Raw genomic sequence first — 16,734 nt, forward strand, 5'->3', positions numbered from 1 at the left:
GTCTATGACCGGCACCGGTCTCCTGCGGTTCGAAGGCGGTCAGTAGACTCCTTTCCGACCGCTCCCGTCTCCGGGAGCCCACCCGTCAAGAGGAGATAGTTGTGGCCCTTATCGAGGCAGTCGTCGCCCGAGAAATTCTGGACTCCCGTGGCAATCCCACGGTCGAGGTCGAGGTCCTGCTCGAGGACGGCGCGTCCTCGCGAGCGGCCGTCCCGTCCGGCGCCTCCACCGGTGCGTTCGAGGCGTACGAGCTGCGCGACGGCGACTCCGACCGCTACCTCGGCAAGGGCGTGCAGAAGGCCGTCGACGCCGTGATCGACGAGATCGGCCCGGCCATCGAGGGCTTCGACGCCACGGATCAGCGCCTCGTCGACGCCGAGCTGATCGAGCTCGACGGCACCGAGAACAAGTCCCGCCTGGGTGCGAACGCGATCCTCGGCGTCAGCCTCGCCGTGGCCAAGGCCGCCGCGCAGTCATCGGATCTCGACCTGTTCCGCTACGTCGGCGGCCCGAATGCGCACACCCTGCCCGTGCCGCTGATGAACATCATCAACGGAGGCGCACACGCCGACACCGGCGTCGATATCCAGGAGTTCATGGCCGTCCCGCTGGGCGCCGAGTCCTTCTCGGAGGGCCTGCGCTGGGGCGTCGAGATCTATCACGCTCTCAAGGCGCAGCTGAAGAAGGCCGGCTTCGCCACCGGCCTCGGCGACGAGGGCGGCTTCGCCCCCGACCTGCCCACCAACCGCGAGGCGCTCGACTTCATCCTCAAGGCCGTCGAGGCCGCCGGGTTCACCCCCGGGAAGGACATCGGACTCGCGCTCGACGTCGCCTCCTCGGAGTTCTACGAGGACGGCGCCTACACGTTCGAGGGCAAGAAGCTCTCGGCCGAGGAGCTCTCCGCCTACTACGCCGACCTCGTCGCCAATTACCCGCTGGTCTCGATCGAGGACCCGCTGGACGAGGACGACTGGGCCGGCTGGACCCACCTCACCGCGTCCATCGGCGACAAGGTGCAGCTCGTCGGCGATGACCTCTACGTCACTAACCCGGTGCGTCTGGCCCGCGGCATCGCCGAGAAGGCGGGTAACTCGATCCTGGTCAAGGTGAACCAGATCGGCACGCTCACCGAGACGCTCGACGCCGTGGCCCTCGCGCAGCGCAACGGCATGACCGCGATCCTCTCGCACCGCTCCGGTGAGACCGAGGACACCACCATCGCCGACCTCGCAGTCGCGGTGGACGGCGGCCAGATCAAGACCGGCGCCCCGGCCCGCTCGGACCGCGTCGCGAAGTACAACCAGCTGCTGCGCATCGAGGAGATCCTGGGAGGCGCGGCGACCTACGCGGGTCGCTCCGCGTTCCCGCGCTTCTCCGCGTAGTCTCGGCACGCCGGAGCGGCCCCGGAGCCTCCCACCTCGGTGCGGACGCCGGGGCCGCTCCACTTCCCCCCCCCCGACCGAGGAGGCACCTGCACATGGCCCGTCAGCCCCGCCGCCCCTCGGCCCCCGGCAGCGCGCCGCGGCGGCCGGCTCCTGCGCCCGCCGCCCGGACGGATCCCGCCGCAGCGGCGCGCCCGGCAGGCAGGACGACGGCGGCGGGGAAGCCGCGCACCGCCTCCGCTCCGCGGGCTCCGCGGCCTTCGCGGGCTCCGCGCCCGAAGCAGCCGCCCGCTCCGCCCTCGTCGGCGTGGATCGCCGGCGTCCGCGGCTCCGGCTTCACCCTGCTGGTGATGGGGATCATGATCCTCGCGGTGGTGGTGCTCGCTCCGAGCATCAAGAACTTCGTCGAGCAGCGCGCCGAGATCGCCGAGCTGCAGCGCTCGGTCGACGCAGCCAAGACGCAGGCGCAGAACCTCGACGAGCAGCGCACCCGCTGGTCCGACCCGGCCTTCATCCGCGCCCAGGCCAGCGAGCGGCTCTACTTCGTTATGCCCGGCGAGGTCAGCTACCTCGTGCTGGATGACGTGACGCTCGCCCAGCAGGCGCAGCAGCCCGCGAGCGACACTGTGCAGGAGACGCCGAGCGACTGGGCGGGCTCCCTGCTCTCCTCGATCGCGGTCTCGGGCCTGGGCGAGCCGACCGCCGACGAGCTGGCCCCGGCTCCGTAGCGCGGGGCTTGCAGCCCCGATGCCGCCGCCCGCCCCCGCGTACACTGGAGCGTCCTCCCGGCCGTCCGTCCTCTGGAGCCCCCGTGACCACGCCCCCCTTCGATCCTCCGTCCGAGCGCGATATCGCGGTCGTCTCCGCCCAGCTGGGCCGCCCGGCTCGCGACGTGGTCGGGATCAGCGCCCGGTGCGTCTGCGGCGACCCGACGGTGGTCTCCACGAGCCCGCGCCTGTCCGACGGCACCCCGTTCCCCACCTTCTACTACCTGACGCACCCGGCCGCGACGGCCGCGATCTCGCAGCTCGAGGCGACGCAGGTGATGGTCGAATACACCGCGATGCTGGCCGAGGACGAGGAGCTGCGCGAGGCCTACGCCGCCGCGCACCGGGCGTTCCTGGCCGACCGCGAGAGCGTGGGTTCCGTACCCGAGATCGCGGGCATCTCCTCCGGCGGCATGCCCTCGCGGGTGAAGTGCCTCCATGCCCTCACGGCGCACGCCCTCGCGGCCGGGCCCGGCGTCAATCCGATCGGCGACCTGGCCCTGGCCCGCGCTGACTGGTCTCCCGAGCGCTGCTCCTGCAGACCGCTCGACAGGTAGCCGCTCCTGTCGGAGCCGCGGAGGCGCACCACCGGCGCGCTCTTCGCTAAGCTGATCCCCCGTCGGGGTCAGTGCTGCCCACCGCATCGAGAGCGGGCACTTCGCGTTGCGTGAGGGTGTTCGCATTGTCCATCCCTCTTGGAGAGTCAACCGTGCCCAAAATCCTGATCGTCGGAGGCGGCTACGCCGGCTTCTACACCGCGTGGAAGCTCGAGAAGCAGCTCCGCCCGCACGAGGCAGAGGTCACGATCGTCGACCCGCTGCCGTACATGGCGTACCTGCCCTTCCTCCCCGAGGTCGCCGCGGGGTCCATCGAGCCCCGACACGCGATCGTCTCTCTGCGCCGTCACCTCAAGAAGACCGCGATCCTCGCCGCCAAGGTGACGAAGATCGACCACGCGAACCGCACCGCGACCATCACTCCGACGGTCGGCGAGCCCTACGAGTTCGAGTACGACCAGATCGTCGTCACCGCCGGCTCCGTCTCGCGCACCTTCCCGATTCCGGGCGTCGCCGACACCGCGATCGGACTGAAGACGATCGAGGAGGCGACAGCGATCCGCGATCGTATGCTCACCAACTTCGATAAGGCCGCGTCGCTGCCGGCCGGCCCGGAGCGCTCGCGCCTGCTGACCGTCACGGTCGTCGGCGGAGGTTTCGCGGGCATCGAGGTCTTCGCCGAGCTGCGCTCCTTCGCGAGTGCGCTGCTCAAGCGCTACCCCGAGATCGACTTCGAGGAGACCCAGTTCCACCTCATCGAGGCGATGGGACGGATCATGCCCGAGGTCGCCCTCGAGACCAGCCACTGGGTGCTGAAGAACCTCGACGAGCGCGGTGCTACGGTGCACCTGGACACGCAGCTGAAGTCGGCCGAGAACGGCGTCATCCAGCTCTCGACCGGCGAGAGCTTCGAGTCGGACCTGATCATCTGGACCGCGGGCGTGATGGCGAACCCGTCGATCAAGAACTCCGACCTGCCGATCGAGGAGCGCGGCCGCCTCCGCGTGCGCGCCGACCTCCGCGTCGGTCACGACGACGTGCTCGTCGAGGGTGCCTGGGGAGCCGGCGACGCGACAGCCGTCCCCGACCTCACCGGCGGCGGCGTCGGCGGCTTCTGCGTGCCCAACGCGCAGCACGCCGTCCGCCAGGGCAAGCTCATGGCGAAGAACATCACCGCGGTGCTCCGCGGCGAGGAGCCGGTCGACTACATCCACAAGAACGCGGGAGCCGTCGCGGGCCTGGGCATCGGGATCGGCGTCTTCCAGTCCGGCAAGATCGCGATCAAGGGCTTCCCCGCCTGGGTCATGCACCGCGGCTACCACGGCCTCGCGATGCCCTCCTGGGAGCGCAAGTTCCGCGTGGTCTGGGGCTGGTGGAACAACCTCTGGCTGGGCCGCGACATCGCCTCGATCGAGGCCCGGGAGTACCCTCGCGGCTCCTTCGAGACCTACGCGTCGCGTCCGCGCCCGGCGGCCCCCGCCGCCGAGGTGTCGGCCGCGCAGGCTCCGGCGCAGATCCCCGGCCAGGTCGGCGCTCCGGTGCCGGTCGGCGGAGAGCCCGCAAAGTCCTGACACCGCCGCCGGGAGGATCGCTCCTCCCGGTGGTCGCCCCCATAGCCCAATCGGCAGAGGCAGACGACTTAAAATCGTCTCAGTCTGGGTTCGAGTCCCAGTGGGGGCACTCTGTGTGACGCCTCCGGGTGCGTGACCCCTTCATGCGGCGCGGGCGTGAGTGCTGCGGCGGGCGGGCTCGAGCAGGGCGGCCTCGAGGGACGCGGTGATCTCATCCGGGGTGCAGTCGGCGCAGAGCACAACGAGCGCCTCCTCGATGTCGTGGCCGCCGGAACGGTCGAGAACGGTGGCGTCGGCTCCGCAGAATAGACATTCGATCATGCGGGTACCGTACGTCCGACCTCCGACAGCGCCGGGATCGTTCCGGCGCGTCCGCCGGCCCGAAGACGCCGTCGGAAACCGTGTGTCGTTCGCCCGCGCCCCCGTCGCATAGAGTCATCGCCAGGCAGTTGCACGTTCGGACGCGGGTCCGGACCACGATTCGCCCGGTCCACGGCGGGCGCCAGGAAAAGCCCCGCTTCTCGTGCCCGCGGGCACCGTTATGCGCCGCCCGGCGACGGGCGGACGGGAGGCCTCTATGGGGAAGCTGCTCTACGGAGCCTCGGGAGTCGAGATCGAGTTCGACGACCGTACGCTCACGCACGTCCAGATCGTCATCGCCAACAAACTGCGCCGCCGCGAAAGCTTCTTCTTCTCCTGGCGCGACGACCCCGCGGTCGGTGAGGGCCGTTCGAGCATTTGGCTCGACCCCTCCGTGCCCCTCTACTTCACGTACTTCGGCGGCCGCGTCCCCTCGATCAACCGCACCTGGATCGACCTGCTGACCGTTTCGGCGAACTCCTCCGGCGGGCTGCAGCTCATGCAGGAGCCGGACGCCGCGCCCACCCCGCCGCCTCAGGGCGCCTGACACCCCATCCGCCCGCCCTCGGAGAAGAGCCCCCATGCAGCGCGACGTCTCGGCCCACCTCACCCTCGACGTCGCGGCGCCCGCCGCTCTCGTCCTCTCGATCGCGGTAGCCGAGGCCTACGGCGCCCAGGAGTCGCTGGCGCTGAGCGTCGACGGCCGGCCGCTCGCTGCGCGCGAGGTCGTCGACCAGCACGGAACGCGGTTGCACGTGCTCGAGGCTCCCGTCGGGCATCTCATCGTCGGCTACTCCGCGCGGATCAGCGGTCGTCTCCCTCCACTGGAGGGTGACGAGGTGGATCGGCTGCGCTATCTGCGGCCGAGCCGATACGCGGAGTCGGACGTGCTGTGGGCGACGGCGCGAGCGGAGTTCGCCGGTCTCACCGGACCCGGCCTGCTGCACGCGGTGAGCTCCTGGGTCGGCACCCGGCTGGCCTACGTGCCGGGGTCCAGCCTCCCGACCGACGGTGCTGAGCGGACGCTGCTCGCGCGCCGCGGAGTCTGCCGCGACTTCGCTCACCTGGTCGTCGCGCTCCTGCGGGCGCTCGACGTGCCCGCCCGGCTCGCGGCCGTGTATGCGCCGGGGTTGCAGCCGATGGACTTCCATGCGGTCGCCGAGGCCTGGGTCGACGGGCAGTGGCGCGCGGTGGATGCGACGACGCTCGCGCCGCGGTCGAGTCTGGTCCGGATCGCGACGGGGCGCGACGCGGCCGATACCGCGTTCCTCGGCGTGTACGGCGGCATCGCTACTCTCCGCGACATCACCGTCAGCGCCGTGGCCGACGTGCTGCCCGACGACGATCTGGATCAGCCGGTCGCGATCGGTTGATCGCGCCGCCCGCCTCGAAGCGCCGCTCGGCTACTCCGGTTCGATGAAGCGCCGCCAGGCCCAGATCGACGTGCACACCGCGGTGAACGCGACCACGGCGAAGAGCACCGGGCCAGCACCGCCGTCGGTCGACCAGGACGCGATCGTCGGGGTGAGGAGCACGAACAGCACGGTCGTCGCCAGAAGGGTCAGACCGAGCCAGAGCAGCGGCGACCACTGCAGGATGCTGCGTCCGGCCGGTCGCCCAACCGGGAACAGCAGCACTACGCCCGAGCCGACCGAGAGCAGCGTGGTCGCGCTCAGAATCTCAGCTGCCAACACGGAGCCGAAGGACCCATCGGGCGGGACGACGGCCGAGGCGCCCCACGCGATCCCGGCGAGCCCCAGGAGCGAGACGATGCGGACAGTGGAGAGCTTCGCCCGGTCGACAGCGGACGCGCCCTCGGGGAGGACGAGTCCGATCACCACTCCGAAGAGGAACGCGGGGTCGAGCCCGGCGAAGCGTGAGACGAGGGCGGCCGCCGCGACCAGCAGCAGGGAGCGCGGAGCGGCGACGACGCCAGCCTCGTTCAGCCCGAGTCGCCGGCCAACCAGGGCCGGGACCGCGCCGGCGACCGCGTTGACGACGGCGACCGCGACGATGACGGCGATCAGCAGCCGCAGATAGGCGGGCTGGCCGTCGACCCGGCCCGAGAGCAGGACGAGCCCGGCCGCGCAGCCGATCATCCCGACGACCTTCAGACGTGGCGAGAGCGGAGCGGCGTCCGGCTTGTCGTCGTACTCGACGGCAGCGCGGTTGCGGCCGGTGAGCTGCCAGCCGAGTCTCGCGCGGGGTGCGCGTCCGGCGGCGGCGAGCCGGGCCGGCACGACGACCAGCGCGAGCGAGAGCAGCGCGAGGGCAAGCGAGCGCATCCAGTCGGCCATCGTGACGACGGGTGAGCCTGCGGTCAGCGCGGTGGTCATCCCGGTCGCGGAGCTCCAGCCACCCGGAGCCGACTCCACCTCGGGCGCAGGCGCCCGGGGCGGTGTCCCGTCGCCCTGGTCGGGGGCGGGCGCCGGCGCGGGAGTGGGCTGGTTGCTGGGCTCGCTCTGCGGCGCGGGTGCGGCTTCGCCGGGGCGTGTCGGAGTGGGGGCAGTGTCCGGCGAGGCGTTGTTGGGCGCGGGAGCGGGAGCAGGCGCGGGAGCGGCGGTCGCGGGGGGAGCTGCGGGCGAGGCCCCGGGCGTGGCCGGTGGCGTCGCGGTCGGCGTCGGGGTCGGGGTCGTCGTCGTGGCCGCGAAGGTCACGTCGATCCAGGGGCTCGGCGGGCTGTAGTTGCCGGCTTTGTCGCCCGCGATGACCGAGACGCGGTGCGCGCCGGCGGCAATAGTGCCTCCGGTGCATCTCCACGCGCCTGCGCTGACCGCTGCGTCGCAGGTGTTGACCCGGTCGACGTACACGTACGCGCGGGTACCGTCGACGCCGGTCCCGGAGTAGGAGGCACCGCTGAGCGGCAGGACGGTGCCATTGGACGGCGAGGTCAGAGTGGGAGCGACAGGAGCCGCGGTGTCGACGACGAGGGTCACCGGCGCGCTTGCCGGAGAGGCGGCGCTGCCAGCGAAGGAGGCGGTCTGCGTCGCGGTGACGCGGTAACTGCCCGGCGCGGGGGTGGGGGCGAGCTGGCAGAACCATGCGCCGCTGGAGTCGGCGGTGGCCAGGCATGCGGCGCCGCCGTTCGAGACGGCCGCGACTTTCGCGCCGGGGTACGCCGTGCCACGGACAGAGCCCGCAGAGGTTGCCGAGCCGTCGACCGACTCGATAACCGGGGCGCTGAGGACAGCGATCGGGACGGAGGCCGAGGTGGTTCCACCACCGGCCAGGAGCTCGACCGCGACGAGGGTCGCCGGCCCGTCCTTCAGGGTCACGGTGCAGCTCCATGTGCCGTCGGAGCCTGCGGTGGTGATGCACAGCGGGTCGCCGCCGCCCCGGAGGCCGATCTGCACCTGATTGCCCGCGGTCGCCGTACCGGTGACGGTGGTGCTGCCCGTGGTCAGCACTGCGCCCGAGGCGGGCGCCGTGATCGCGAGAGCGGCCGCCTGCGCGGTGGGCGCGGCGAGGCCGGAGACGGAGGCGAGCAGGATCAGCAGGAGGGCGGCCGTGCGCAACGGGGATCGGCGGACTCGGGGTACCGGCACAACCGGTGAATCCCCCGGTACTGCCCTGTCGACGCCCGATTTCACGATGCGTCCATTGCACGGGGGCGGGACGGCGCTGTCAAGCTCGCCGCACCACTGTTCCCTGATGTACATCATTCGGAGGAGGCCTTTCCTCCGGACGAGGGAGTGTGGGCAATCGGGGGAGAGCGCTTCCGCGAGAATATACCCGGCGACCAGATCCGGAGGACAGTGGAATGCGCGAAGACGAGGCCCGCGGGCGCGATCGGCGGCAGGTCCGCGCCGAGGCGGTGCGCTTCGACGACCCGCGCGAACTCGGTCGGCTCCTGCCGCCGGGTCTGCGGATCGGAGTGGCGCAGAGCGCTTTCCAGACGGAGGGCTCGCTCGAGACCGGTGGTCGGGGCCGCTCGGTCTGGGATGACTTCGCCCTGCGGCGCGGGACGATCGCCGAGGAGGCGACTCCCGAGATCGCGACCGACTTCCTCCTGCGCTGGCGCGAGGATGTCGCGCTGCTGGTCGATCTCGGCGTCGACGAGCTGCGGCTCTCGGTCTCCTGGCCGCGGCTGCAGCCCGACGGACGCGGTCCCATCGACCGCGGCGGGCTCGGCTTCTACGACCGCCTGCTCGACGCGCTCGCCGGGGCGGGAATCCGGGTCGCACTCACCCTGCACCACCGCGATACTCCCTCGGCGCTCAGCGGCGGCTGGATGAACCGCGACACCGCGTTCCGCTTCGGCGACCTGGCCTTCGAGCTGGGCGGACGGTTCGGCGATCGGGTCGCCGACTGGATCACCCTCGATCAGCCCTCGACCGTGATGCTCGAGGGCTACGCGCTCACGCGCCAGGCTCCGGGTGCCGGCCGGCTGTTCAGCGCCCTCCCTGCGCTGCACCACCAGCTGCTCGGGCACGGCGTGGCCCTCGAGGCGCTGCGGGCTGCGGAGGTGACGGGGCGGATCGGCCTCGTCGACGCGCTCGCGCGGGTGGAGGCCGCCTCCGACGACGACCGAGACCGCGCGTTCGCGGCTCTCGCGGACGTTCTGCGGAATCGCCTGGTCGGCGGCGCCGTCCTGACCGGCGCCTATCCCATCGGGCCGGAGGAGCTGCCGCCGTTCCTCGGCGCCCTCGCCCAGGCCGACCCGCTCGACCTCGCCCGTATCTCGGCTCCCCTCGATTTCTACGCGGTCGCGCCGTTGCCGCCGCAGCGGATCGTGGCGGGCCGCGATCCGGCACTGCCGACCGGAGTCGGCGCAGCGCCCGCCCTGCCGTTCCACACGGCGCCCTGGCCCGAGCTGGACCGCACGGGCGACGGCTCGCCGGTCGCGCCGTGGGCAGTGGTCTCGGTGCTGCGGTCGCTCGTCGAGCGTCACGGCGAGGCGCTCCCTCCGCTGGTCGTCACCGCGCTGGGAGCGAGCTATCCGGACGAGCCCGACCGCGAGGGCGCGATCATCGACACGGAGCGGATCCGGTGGCTGGGTGCGCACCTCGCGGCGCTGGCCGAGGCGGTCCACGACGGACTGCCGGTGGAGGCCGTGCAGCTGTGGACCCTGGTCGACGCGTTCGAGTGGCAGCACGGGTACAGCCGGCCGCACGGGCTCGTCGCCGTCGACGCGCGCAGCCGTGACCGGGTCCCGAAGGCGTCGTTCGACTGGCTGCGGCGGGTCCTCGACGCCCGGTCGTGATGCCCGGGCGTGCGAGACTGCCGCCGTGCGCAGCCTCCTCGCCCTCGCCTCCGTCCTCCATGCCGAGCCAGCGCCGGTGCTCGCCGCGCTCGCCGACGTCCTCGCCGTCGATGGCGCGTACGAGCGCCGGGGGAGCGGGCTCGAGCGCCGCCTCCCCGTGCTCGGGGTCGAGCAGTGGCGGGTGCTCGCCGACGAGGAGGGGTCGCGGGTCGAGTGCGAGCTGGCCGCGGGGGCGGCCTCGTCGGCGCTCACCGGAGTGCTTCTGCGGCGGCGCATCCGGGAGGCGCCGGAGCGGTTCCGCGCGGTCGTCACGGCGGTCGCCGACGCGGTGGAGTGACACCTCGCGCACGCTCGGGCCGGCCCGTCTCGTTGCCAGCAGCGTGCTGCGGCCGCCGGCCGCGCTCCTCCGCATGCCAGCGCCCCCCCCCGAACGGGGAATGCGGCGATGCCCGCAGCTGTTATCTCCCGAAGACGGGACGGGGCTCGGCGCCCCGTCCACCGAACAGCTCGGAGGGGCCGAAGGCAGATGGCAGGAACAGGGATGAACAAGGGTCGAGGGGGGCGCGGCAGCGACGAGGAGATTGTCTACCGCCGCCACGCGAACGGACGCGGCATGGTCGCTCCCGGCTCGCGCGTCTCGGCGACCGCGTACGTGGAGACCGGCGCCTACGTGGAACCCGGTGCGACCGTGGGCGAGCGCGCCTGGATCGGTGCAGGCAGCTGGGTCGACCGCGACGCAATGATCGGGCACAGCGCCTTCATCGGTGCGAACGTGCACGTCGGACCCGAGGCGATCATCGGACCCGGGGCGCGGATCGGGAGCTACTCCCGGATCGGACGCTCGGCCGTGATCGCGACCGGCGCCCGCGTGGATCGCGACACCGTGGTGCCCGACGGCGCCCGCAAGGGCCTCGAGGAGGCGCGCGAGAGCGGCAGCCGCGCGGCCTGACCCCACGACCCTCTTCCGCTGGCTCCCCGGAGCGGCGGAATAGGGTCGTTCCATGGTCGAACTCCACCACCTCAGCGCCCAGGAGCAGTGGGACTGGCTTCAGCGCGGCGAGATCACTCCCGTCGAGCTTGCCGAACACTATCTCGGCCGCATCGAGCGCTGGAACGGCGAGCTCGGCGCTTTCGCCACGGTGACCGCCGACCGGGCCCGGGAGCGAGCCGCGGCGCTCGGCTCATCGCCCGGCACGGCTCCGCTCTGGGGACTCCCGAGTGGCGATAAGGACCTCTGGCGGCGCGCGGGAGTGCGGACGGCCTTCGGATCCCGCCTGCGTGAGCACCACGTCCCCACCGTCTCCGACGAGATCGTCGAGGTGCTCGACGCGGCGGGAGCGGTCAGCCTCGGTAAGACCGCGGCGCCCGAGTTCGGGATGCCTGCCTACACCGAGACGCGGATCGGGCCGCCCGCCGTCACGCCGTGGGACACGCGGCTGGGTGCCGGCGGATCCAGCGGAGGCGCGGCGGTCGCCGTCGCGGCGGGGCTGCTCCCGTTCGCTCCGGCCTCGGACGGCGGCGGGTCGATCCGCATTCCCGCCGCGGCGTGCGGCCTCGTGGGCCTGAAGCCCTCCCGGGGCCGCGTCGCCGCGCTCTCGGGGATCGGCGGGGTCGGCGGTCTGAGCGTCGCCGGGCCGATCACTCGCTCCGTCGCCGACGCGGGCCTCCTGCTGGAGGGGATGCTGGAGCGGCAGAACGGCCGCCTCCCGCAGCGCTGGTCGCTCAGCGCTCCCGGGGACGGCGAGGGCTCCTTCCTCGGCGCCGCGGTGCGCGGGGAGGGCCGCTTCCAAATCGGCGTGCTGACCGATTCGCCGTGGGACGACGCCTACGAGATCCGCCTGGCCCCGGAGGCGCGCGCGGCTCTGGACGAGGGGATCGCCGCGCTGGCCGCCCTCGGCCACGGGCTCGAGGAGGCGTCGCTGCCTCCGAGCGCCGAGTACCCGGCCGCCTTCCGGATGCTGTGGCAGAGCGGAGCCGCGACCCTGCCTGTCGAGGGTGCTGACCTCGATCTCCTGGAGCCGTTGACCCGCTGGCTGGTGGAGGAGGGGCGGCGCCGCTCCGCCCGTGACATCGTCGAGGCCGCCTCCTGGCTCTCGGGCTACGAGCGCGCGGTGATCGCCGCGTTCTCGGGGTTCGATGCCGTCCTGACTCCGTCGATGGCGATGACCCCGCGCCCCGTCGGCTGGTACGACCTCGAGGACCCCAAGCGCAACTTCGAGCAGCAGTGCCTCTACACGCCGTACACGTCGTTCGTGAATGTGAGCGGTCTCCCTGCGATCACGCTGCCGCTGAGCGCGACGGAGGAGGGGCTGCCACTGGGAATCCAGCTGATCGGGCGGCCGGGCGGCGAGTCGACGCTGCTCGCGATCGGCGCGCAGCTTGAGCGGCAGGCGCGCTGGCAGCGGCGGCACCCGCCGCAGTGGTGACGCGGCAGTTCCCGCTCCCGACGGATGGTCAGGATCCAGCTCTGGTCGCTGAGGTAAGCCTTGCCTATACTTGACGGCGATGTGCATGTTCGAGGACCGCGACGGCTCCGCGCCGGTCGACGTGAAGCAGTTCCTGATCGCGGGTGACGAGACCGTCGTGCCGTGGATTCAGAGAATTCTCGATACGCTCCCCGCCACCGCCCGCGGCCAGGTCTTCGTGGAGGTCGATGATGCACGCGGGCTGCCACCGCTCTCGGCCCCCGGTCGGGTCTGCGTGACCTGGCTCGGCCGCTCCGAGCGCTCGGGCGCCCCCGGCACGGGTGAGCGCTGTCGCCGCGGAGTCGCACTCGACCGCGCGGTGCGGGCGTGGGTCGGCGAGATGTCGGTCATCGACGGCGACTACCCCTGGGCCGACGACCGGCACGACTTCTGCGCCTGGATCGGCGGGAACGGCCCGGTCCTCACCCAGCTCGCGACCGACGTTGAGGCGCGCCTGCAGTCCTCCTCCGAGCACGCCAGACAGTGATCATCAATCGCCGGGTCCGTTCCTGGGTGAGGCAAGGCTTACCTTCTGTGCGAGACTGAGGCGGTGCCTCCGACGACCGCAGCCCCCACCCGCCCGGCCTACCGGCCGTACCTCGCGACCGTCGCCGCGGCGACCCGGATCGCCCCGCACTTCATCAGAGTGACCCTCACCGGAGCCGACCTCGACCGGGTCGGCTGCACCGGCCCCGACCAGCGGATCAAGCTTGTCGTCCCCACCGCCGCATCCGACGCCCCCGCCTTCCTCGCCTCCGTCTCGGACCCGGACGGACCCGACAGGCTCGACCCCGACTGGTACGGCCGCTGGCGTTCCCTCCCCGACGAGCTCAGGAACCCACTCCGCACCTACACGATCCGTGCCGTCCGCCCCGACCTCGCCGAGGTCGACGTTGACTTCGCCGCGCACGGCGACACCGGACCCGCCTCGGCCTGGGTGGAATCCGCCCGCGCCGGCGACCAGATCGTTATTATCGCGCCCGACAGCCGCTCCGACCTGCCCGGCGGTGGAGTCGAATTCCACCCCGGTGCCGCCACCTCCCTCCTACTGGCCGGAGACGAGACAGCCGTCCCCGCCATCGCCGCGATCCTCGAGAGCCTCGACGACGCCGCCACCGGAGCCGCTTTCCTCGAAGTTCCCACAGCACTCGACCGACTCCCGCTCCACCACCCCGCCGGCATGCGCGTGACGTGGATCATCCGCCCGGAGGCAGAGGCCCCCGGCGCAGCGCTCGGCGACGCCGTCCGCACCTGGGCGACCCGCTTCCTCACCGCCCACCACCGCGGAGTCGACGTCAGCGACATCGACGTCGACCACGAGATCCTCTGGGAAGTCCCCGAAGAGAGCAGCGACCCGGGTCTGTACGCCTGGATCGCCGGCGAAGCGGGCGCGGTCAAGCTCATCCGTCGCTGCCTGGTCACCGAACTCGGAGTCGACCGGAAGCGGGTGGCGTTTATGGGTTATTGGCGCCTCGGCCGCCCCGAATCCTAAACAGCCGGAGCGCCGCAGGGCGCCGTTCTGCGGCGTTGTCGGCGGGCGCGATACCGCCGGTATCGCTTCCTTCTCCGCCTTGCAGAACGGCGCCCTGCGGCGCTCCGGGGTCTCGGAGGGAGGGGCGGCGCGCCAGGGGCGCGACCGGGTCGGGGGGATCATGCGGTCGAGTAGGCCGTGCGGAGGGCCAGGTCCTTGGACACGGGTGCGCGGTGGCGCGGGGAAGTTAAAGGGTGGGGGAGACACCGACCAGGCGGCTGGAGAGGGTCCACAGGTCGTGAGCGAGGGCGCGATCGCGGGCCTGAGGGTTCAGGGAGCCGTGAGGGGTGAGCTGGTCGAAGTAGGTGCCGCTGGCGGCGCCGACGTCGGGCTCGGAGGCGAGAGTGATCAGGGGCACCGCACCCGCCTCGGCGGAGATGCCGAAGGAGCCGACGGAGAGACTGGTCATCAGCTTCATCATCGTGCTGTCAGCGCCGAACCCCGTCGAGACGACGCCCGGGTGAAACGAGTACGCGTCGACCGACGTCGTCAGCAGGCGCTCCGCCAGCTCCCGGATGAACAGGATCGTCACCAGCTTCGACGTGCCGTAGGCGCGCCAGCCGCCGAACCACGGGCCGCGACGGTTGTCGAGGTCGTCGAGCTTCAGCCGGCCGAAGCGGTTCGCCAGGCTCGCTGTCGACACGATCCGCACGCCCGCACGCTCCCGCGAGGTCTCGATCATTCGCGGGAGCAGCAAGCGAGTGAGCAGGAAGGGCGCCAGATGGTTGCTCTGGACCGTGCGCTCGTGGCCATCGACCGTCTCGGCGCGGCGCGAGACGAGTCCGCCGGCATTGTTCGCGAGCACATCGATCCGCTCGTACCGGTCGAGTATCCCGTCGGCCAGCGCGCGGACGTCGTCGAGCCGGTCGAAGTCGGCGAGGAAGGGATCACCGCCCACCTCGGTGGCGACCGCGCGGGTGCGCTCGGGATTGCGACCGACCACCGCCACCCGGGCGCCGGCTGAGGCCAGAGCCCCTGCCGCGACCCGGCCGATGCCGGAGCTTGCACCGGTGAGGACGACGACGCGCCCCGTCATGTCAGTGACCACGGAGATACCCGCCCTTCTCGAGGCCTGCCTCGATCTCGAATCGATTGCGCAGCGGATCACGGCCCGCCACGGTGTACACGAACGGGAACCACATCCCATACAGCTGCCACTGCTCCTTGTGCACGGCCTCGTGCTCGAGGACCTGCTCGGAGACATTCGTCCCCGTGAGGTAACTGGTGCCGACGCAGGACCCGCCGCGGCCGAATGCCCACGAGGGCAGCCCGGTGAAGACGACGAGGCCGTGGCTGCGCCGGATCGGTCCCGTGCTCCACAGGGCGCCCCAGACGAGCCCGACCGCGCAGGCGAAGAGGTAGCCCGGCCGAGTGATCGCCGGGTCCAGGGCGATGTTCGCGACGGTCCGACGGAGGGCGCTCACGCGCTGTCGCGTCCGTAGGTTTCGAGCAGCCGAAGCCAGACCTCGCTGATCGTGGGGTAGGACGGCACCGCGTGCCAGAGGCGCGAGAGCGGCACCTCACCGACCACGGCGATGGTCGCGGAGTGGATCAGCTCGCCGACCTCCTTGCCGACGAAGGTGACACCGAGCACGACCTTCCGGTCCTCGTCGACGACCATCCGCGCCGTGCCCGTGTAGCCGTCCGCGGCGAGTGCGGCACCGGCGACGGAGCCGATCTCGTAGTCGACGACGCGGGTACGGTAGCCGGCCTTCTCCGCCGCTTCGGCGGTGAGGCCGATGGAGGCGACCTCCGGGTCGGTGAAGACGACCTGCGGCACGGCCTCGTGGTCGGCGGTCGCGACATGCGCACCCCAGGGTGCATCCTGCACCTCCGCGCCCGTGCTGCGGGCGACGATCACGTCGCCGGCCGCGCGGGCCTGGTACTTGCCCTGGTGGGTGAGTAGAGCGCGGCGGTTGACGTCGCCGACTCCGTAGAGCCACGGACGGTCGCCGCTGAGGGGAGTGCCGTCGGCGGCGAGCACGAGCATCGTGTCGTCGACGGTCAACGACGAGCCGGGCTCGAGCCCGACCGTCTCGAGGCCGATGTCGCGGGTGTGCGGGGCGCGCCCGGTCGCGGCGAGGACCTGGTCGGCCTCGATCACGTCACCGCCTTCGAGGGTCACTGCGACGGTGCCGTCGGAGCGGCGTCCGACCGAGGAGGGCGAGTCGCCGAGGCGGAGGTCGACGCCGAGTCCCCGGAGCGCATCGCCCACGAGCTCGCCGGCGAACGGCTCGAATGGCGCGAGGAGCCCGCTGCGCGCGACCAGGGTGACGGAGGAGCCCATGCCCGCGTAAGCCGTCGCCATCTCGGTGGCGACGACTCCGCCTCCGATCACGACGAGTCGCGGCGGCACCTCCTCGGCCGAGGTGGCCTCGCGGCTCGTCCACGGGGAAGCGGCGCGCAGGCCCGGGATGTCGGGGACGACGGCGGTGGTGCCGGTCGCGACAGCGACGGCGGAGCGAGCGCGGAGCACGCGCACCTCGCCGTCGGGTCCGGTGACGGTCACCTCGCGCTCGCCACTCAAGCGGCCGTGCCCGCGGACGAGTTCGATGCCCGCCCCCTCGAGCCACTGCACCTGGCCGTGGTCGTCGAAATGGCTGGTGAAGGAGTCGCGGCGAGCCAGGAGCGCGGCGACGTCGACGCCTCCGCTGACGGCCTCCGCGGCGCCGGGCAGATCGCGTGCGGCACGCAGGGCCATCGGCGGGCGTAGCAGCGCCTTCGAGGGCATGCACGCCCAGTAGGAGCATTCGCCGCCCACCAACTCGCTCTCGACGACAGCGGCGGTGAGCCCGCCCTGCACCGCCCGGTCCGCGAGGTTCTCGCCGACCGGGCCCGCTCCGATCACGATGACGTCGAACTCGTCGGTCGTCGTGCTACTCATGCTGTCTCCCTGAG

At 72.1% G+C, this 16,734-nt stretch carries 18 protein-coding genes and 1 tRNA gene; 13 read left to right on the forward strand and 6 right to left on the reverse strand.

The features are described 5' to 3' along the window. Positions 1–101 precede the first annotated feature (101 nt). Entirely contained in the window at positions 102–1,382 is a 1,281-nt protein-coding gene (gene eno, locus A6122_RS04215; protein WP_068251959.1) for a phosphopyruvate hydratase, read from the forward strand. A gap of 103 nt (positions 1,383–1,485) precedes the next feature. On the opposite strand, the gene A6122_RS16945 is transcribed toward eno, so the two are convergent. After that, positions 1,486–1,743 (reverse strand): hypothetical protein, encoded by a 258-nt coding sequence (locus A6122_RS16945; protein ID WP_167542343.1) that lies wholly within the window; start codon positions 1,741–1,743, stop codon positions 1,486–1,488. On the opposite strand from A6122_RS16945, the gene A6122_RS16950 reads away from it, so the two are divergent. The 4 genes from A6122_RS16950 to A6122_RS04240 all read left to right on the forward strand — a co-directional run bounded on the left by A6122_RS16950 (position 1,733) and on the right by A6122_RS04240 (position 4,386). Beyond that, a complete protein-coding gene (locus tag A6122_RS16950; protein ID WP_068257011.1) occupies positions 1,733–2,110 on the forward strand; it encodes an FtsB family cell division protein in 378 nt (125 codons plus the stop codon). The genes A6122_RS16945 and A6122_RS16950 overlap by 11 nt on opposite strands. Before the next feature lie 83 nt (positions 2,111–2,193). Next, positions 2,194–2,706, forward strand: coding sequence for a DUF501 domain-containing protein (locus A6122_RS04230; protein ID WP_068251966.1), 513 nt, complete (start codon positions 2,194–2,196; stop codon positions 2,704–2,706). 152 nt (positions 2,707–2,858) lie between these two features. After that, complete coding sequence (locus tag A6122_RS04235) at positions 2,859–4,277, forward strand: NAD(P)/FAD-dependent oxidoreductase (protein ID WP_068251969.1); 1,419 nt, start codon at positions 2,859–2,861, stop codon at positions 4,275–4,277. Between the two features lie 35 nt (positions 4,278–4,312). Continuing rightward, positions 4,313–4,386 (forward strand) — tRNA-Leu (locus A6122_RS04240). 32 nt (positions 4,387–4,418) lie between these two features. Here the strand turns inward: A6122_RS04240 and A6122_RS04245 are convergent. Continuing rightward, positions 4,419–4,598 (reverse strand): hypothetical protein, encoded by a 180-nt coding sequence (locus tag A6122_RS04245; protein WP_068251972.1) that lies wholly within the window; start codon positions 4,596–4,598, stop codon positions 4,419–4,421. A 256-nt stretch (positions 4,599–4,854) separates the two neighbouring features. Between A6122_RS04245 and A6122_RS04250 the strand changes: the two genes are divergently transcribed. Together A6122_RS04250 and A6122_RS04255 are read left to right on the forward strand one after the other, a co-directional pair. Beyond that, positions 4,855–5,184: a DUF7882 family protein gene (locus A6122_RS04250; protein ID WP_068251976.1), complete on the forward strand. Its 330-nt coding sequence runs from the start codon at positions 4,855–4,857 to the stop codon at positions 5,182–5,184. 34 nt (positions 5,185–5,218) lie between these two features. Then, positions 5,219–6,010, forward strand: coding sequence for a transglutaminase-like domain-containing protein (locus A6122_RS04255; RefSeq protein ID WP_068251977.1), 792 nt, complete (start codon positions 5,219–5,221; stop codon positions 6,008–6,010). 30 nt (positions 6,011–6,040) lie between these two features. Here the strand turns inward: A6122_RS04255 and A6122_RS04260 are convergent, their stop codons facing one another. Beyond that, positions 6,041–8,182 carry an Ig-like domain-containing protein gene (locus tag A6122_RS04260; RefSeq protein WP_146085097.1) on the reverse strand — a complete coding sequence of 714 codons (2,142 nt, stop codon included), beginning with the start codon at positions 8,180–8,182 and terminating at the stop codon, positions 6,041–6,043. A 215-nt stretch (positions 8,183–8,397) separates the two neighbouring features. Between A6122_RS04260 and A6122_RS04265 the strand changes: the two genes are divergently transcribed. The 6 genes from A6122_RS04265 to A6122_RS04290 all read left to right on the forward strand — a co-directional run bounded on the left by A6122_RS04265 (position 8,398) and on the right by A6122_RS04290 (position 13,797). After that, positions 8,398–9,840 carry a glycoside hydrolase family 1 protein gene (locus A6122_RS04265; RefSeq protein WP_084415815.1) on the forward strand — a complete coding sequence of 481 codons (1,443 nt, stop codon included), beginning with the start codon at positions 8,398–8,400 and terminating at the stop codon, positions 9,838–9,840. A gap of 25 nt (positions 9,841–9,865) precedes the next feature. Beyond that, entirely contained in the window at positions 9,866–10,177 is a 312-nt protein-coding gene (locus tag A6122_RS04270) for a hypothetical protein (RefSeq protein ID WP_068251979.1), read from the forward strand. Positions 10,178–10,381: 204 nt separating this feature from the next. Then, complete coding sequence (locus tag A6122_RS04275) at positions 10,382–10,789, forward strand: hypothetical protein (protein WP_068251984.1); 408 nt, start codon at positions 10,382–10,384, stop codon at positions 10,787–10,789. Between the two features lie 52 nt (positions 10,790–10,841). Next, on the forward strand, positions 10,842–12,266 hold the full coding sequence (locus tag A6122_RS04280) for an amidase (RefSeq protein WP_068251986.1): 1,425 nt from the start codon (positions 10,842–10,844) through the stop codon (positions 12,264–12,266). A gap of 85 nt (positions 12,267–12,351) precedes the next feature. Continuing rightward, the gene (locus tag A6122_RS04285) at positions 12,352–12,792 is read left to right on the forward strand and encodes an SIP domain-containing protein (RefSeq protein WP_068251989.1); all 441 of its coding nucleotides are present in this window, start codon (positions 12,352–12,354) and stop codon (positions 12,790–12,792) included. 63 nt (positions 12,793–12,855) lie between these two features. Next, positions 12,856–13,797, forward strand: coding sequence for a siderophore-interacting protein (locus tag A6122_RS04290; protein ID WP_068251993.1), 942 nt, complete (start codon positions 12,856–12,858; stop codon positions 13,795–13,797). A gap of 226 nt (positions 13,798–14,023) precedes the next feature. Here A6122_RS04290 and A6122_RS04295 read toward each other — a convergent pair whose 3' ends face one another. The 3 genes from A6122_RS04295 to A6122_RS04305 are packed head-to-tail and all read right to left on the reverse strand — an operon-like array spanning position 14,024 to position 16,720. Next, positions 14,024–14,884 carry an SDR family NAD(P)-dependent oxidoreductase gene (locus A6122_RS04295; RefSeq protein ID WP_237358232.1) on the reverse strand — a complete coding sequence of 287 codons (861 nt, stop codon included), beginning with the start codon at positions 14,882–14,884 and terminating at the stop codon, positions 14,024–14,026. Further along, positions 14,874–15,260 carry a Fe-S oxidoreductase gene (locus A6122_RS04300; protein WP_068252001.1) on the reverse strand — a complete coding sequence of 129 codons (387 nt, stop codon included), beginning with the start codon at positions 15,258–15,260 and terminating at the stop codon, positions 14,874–14,876. Before A6122_RS04300 ends, A6122_RS04295 begins: the two co-directional genes overlap by 11 nt. After that, on the reverse strand, positions 15,257–16,720 hold the full coding sequence (locus A6122_RS04305; protein ID WP_068252002.1) for a dihydrolipoyl dehydrogenase family protein: 1,464 nt from the start codon (positions 16,718–16,720) through the stop codon (positions 15,257–15,259). Before A6122_RS04305 ends, A6122_RS04300 begins: the two co-directional genes overlap by 4 nt. Positions 16,721–16,734 lie beyond the last annotated feature (14 nt).

The sequence above is a fragment of the Rathayibacter tritici genome (assembly GCF_001641005.1).
GTDB classification, from domain to species: domain Bacteria; phylum Actinomycetota; class Actinomycetes; order Actinomycetales; family Microbacteriaceae; genus Rathayibacter; species Rathayibacter tritici.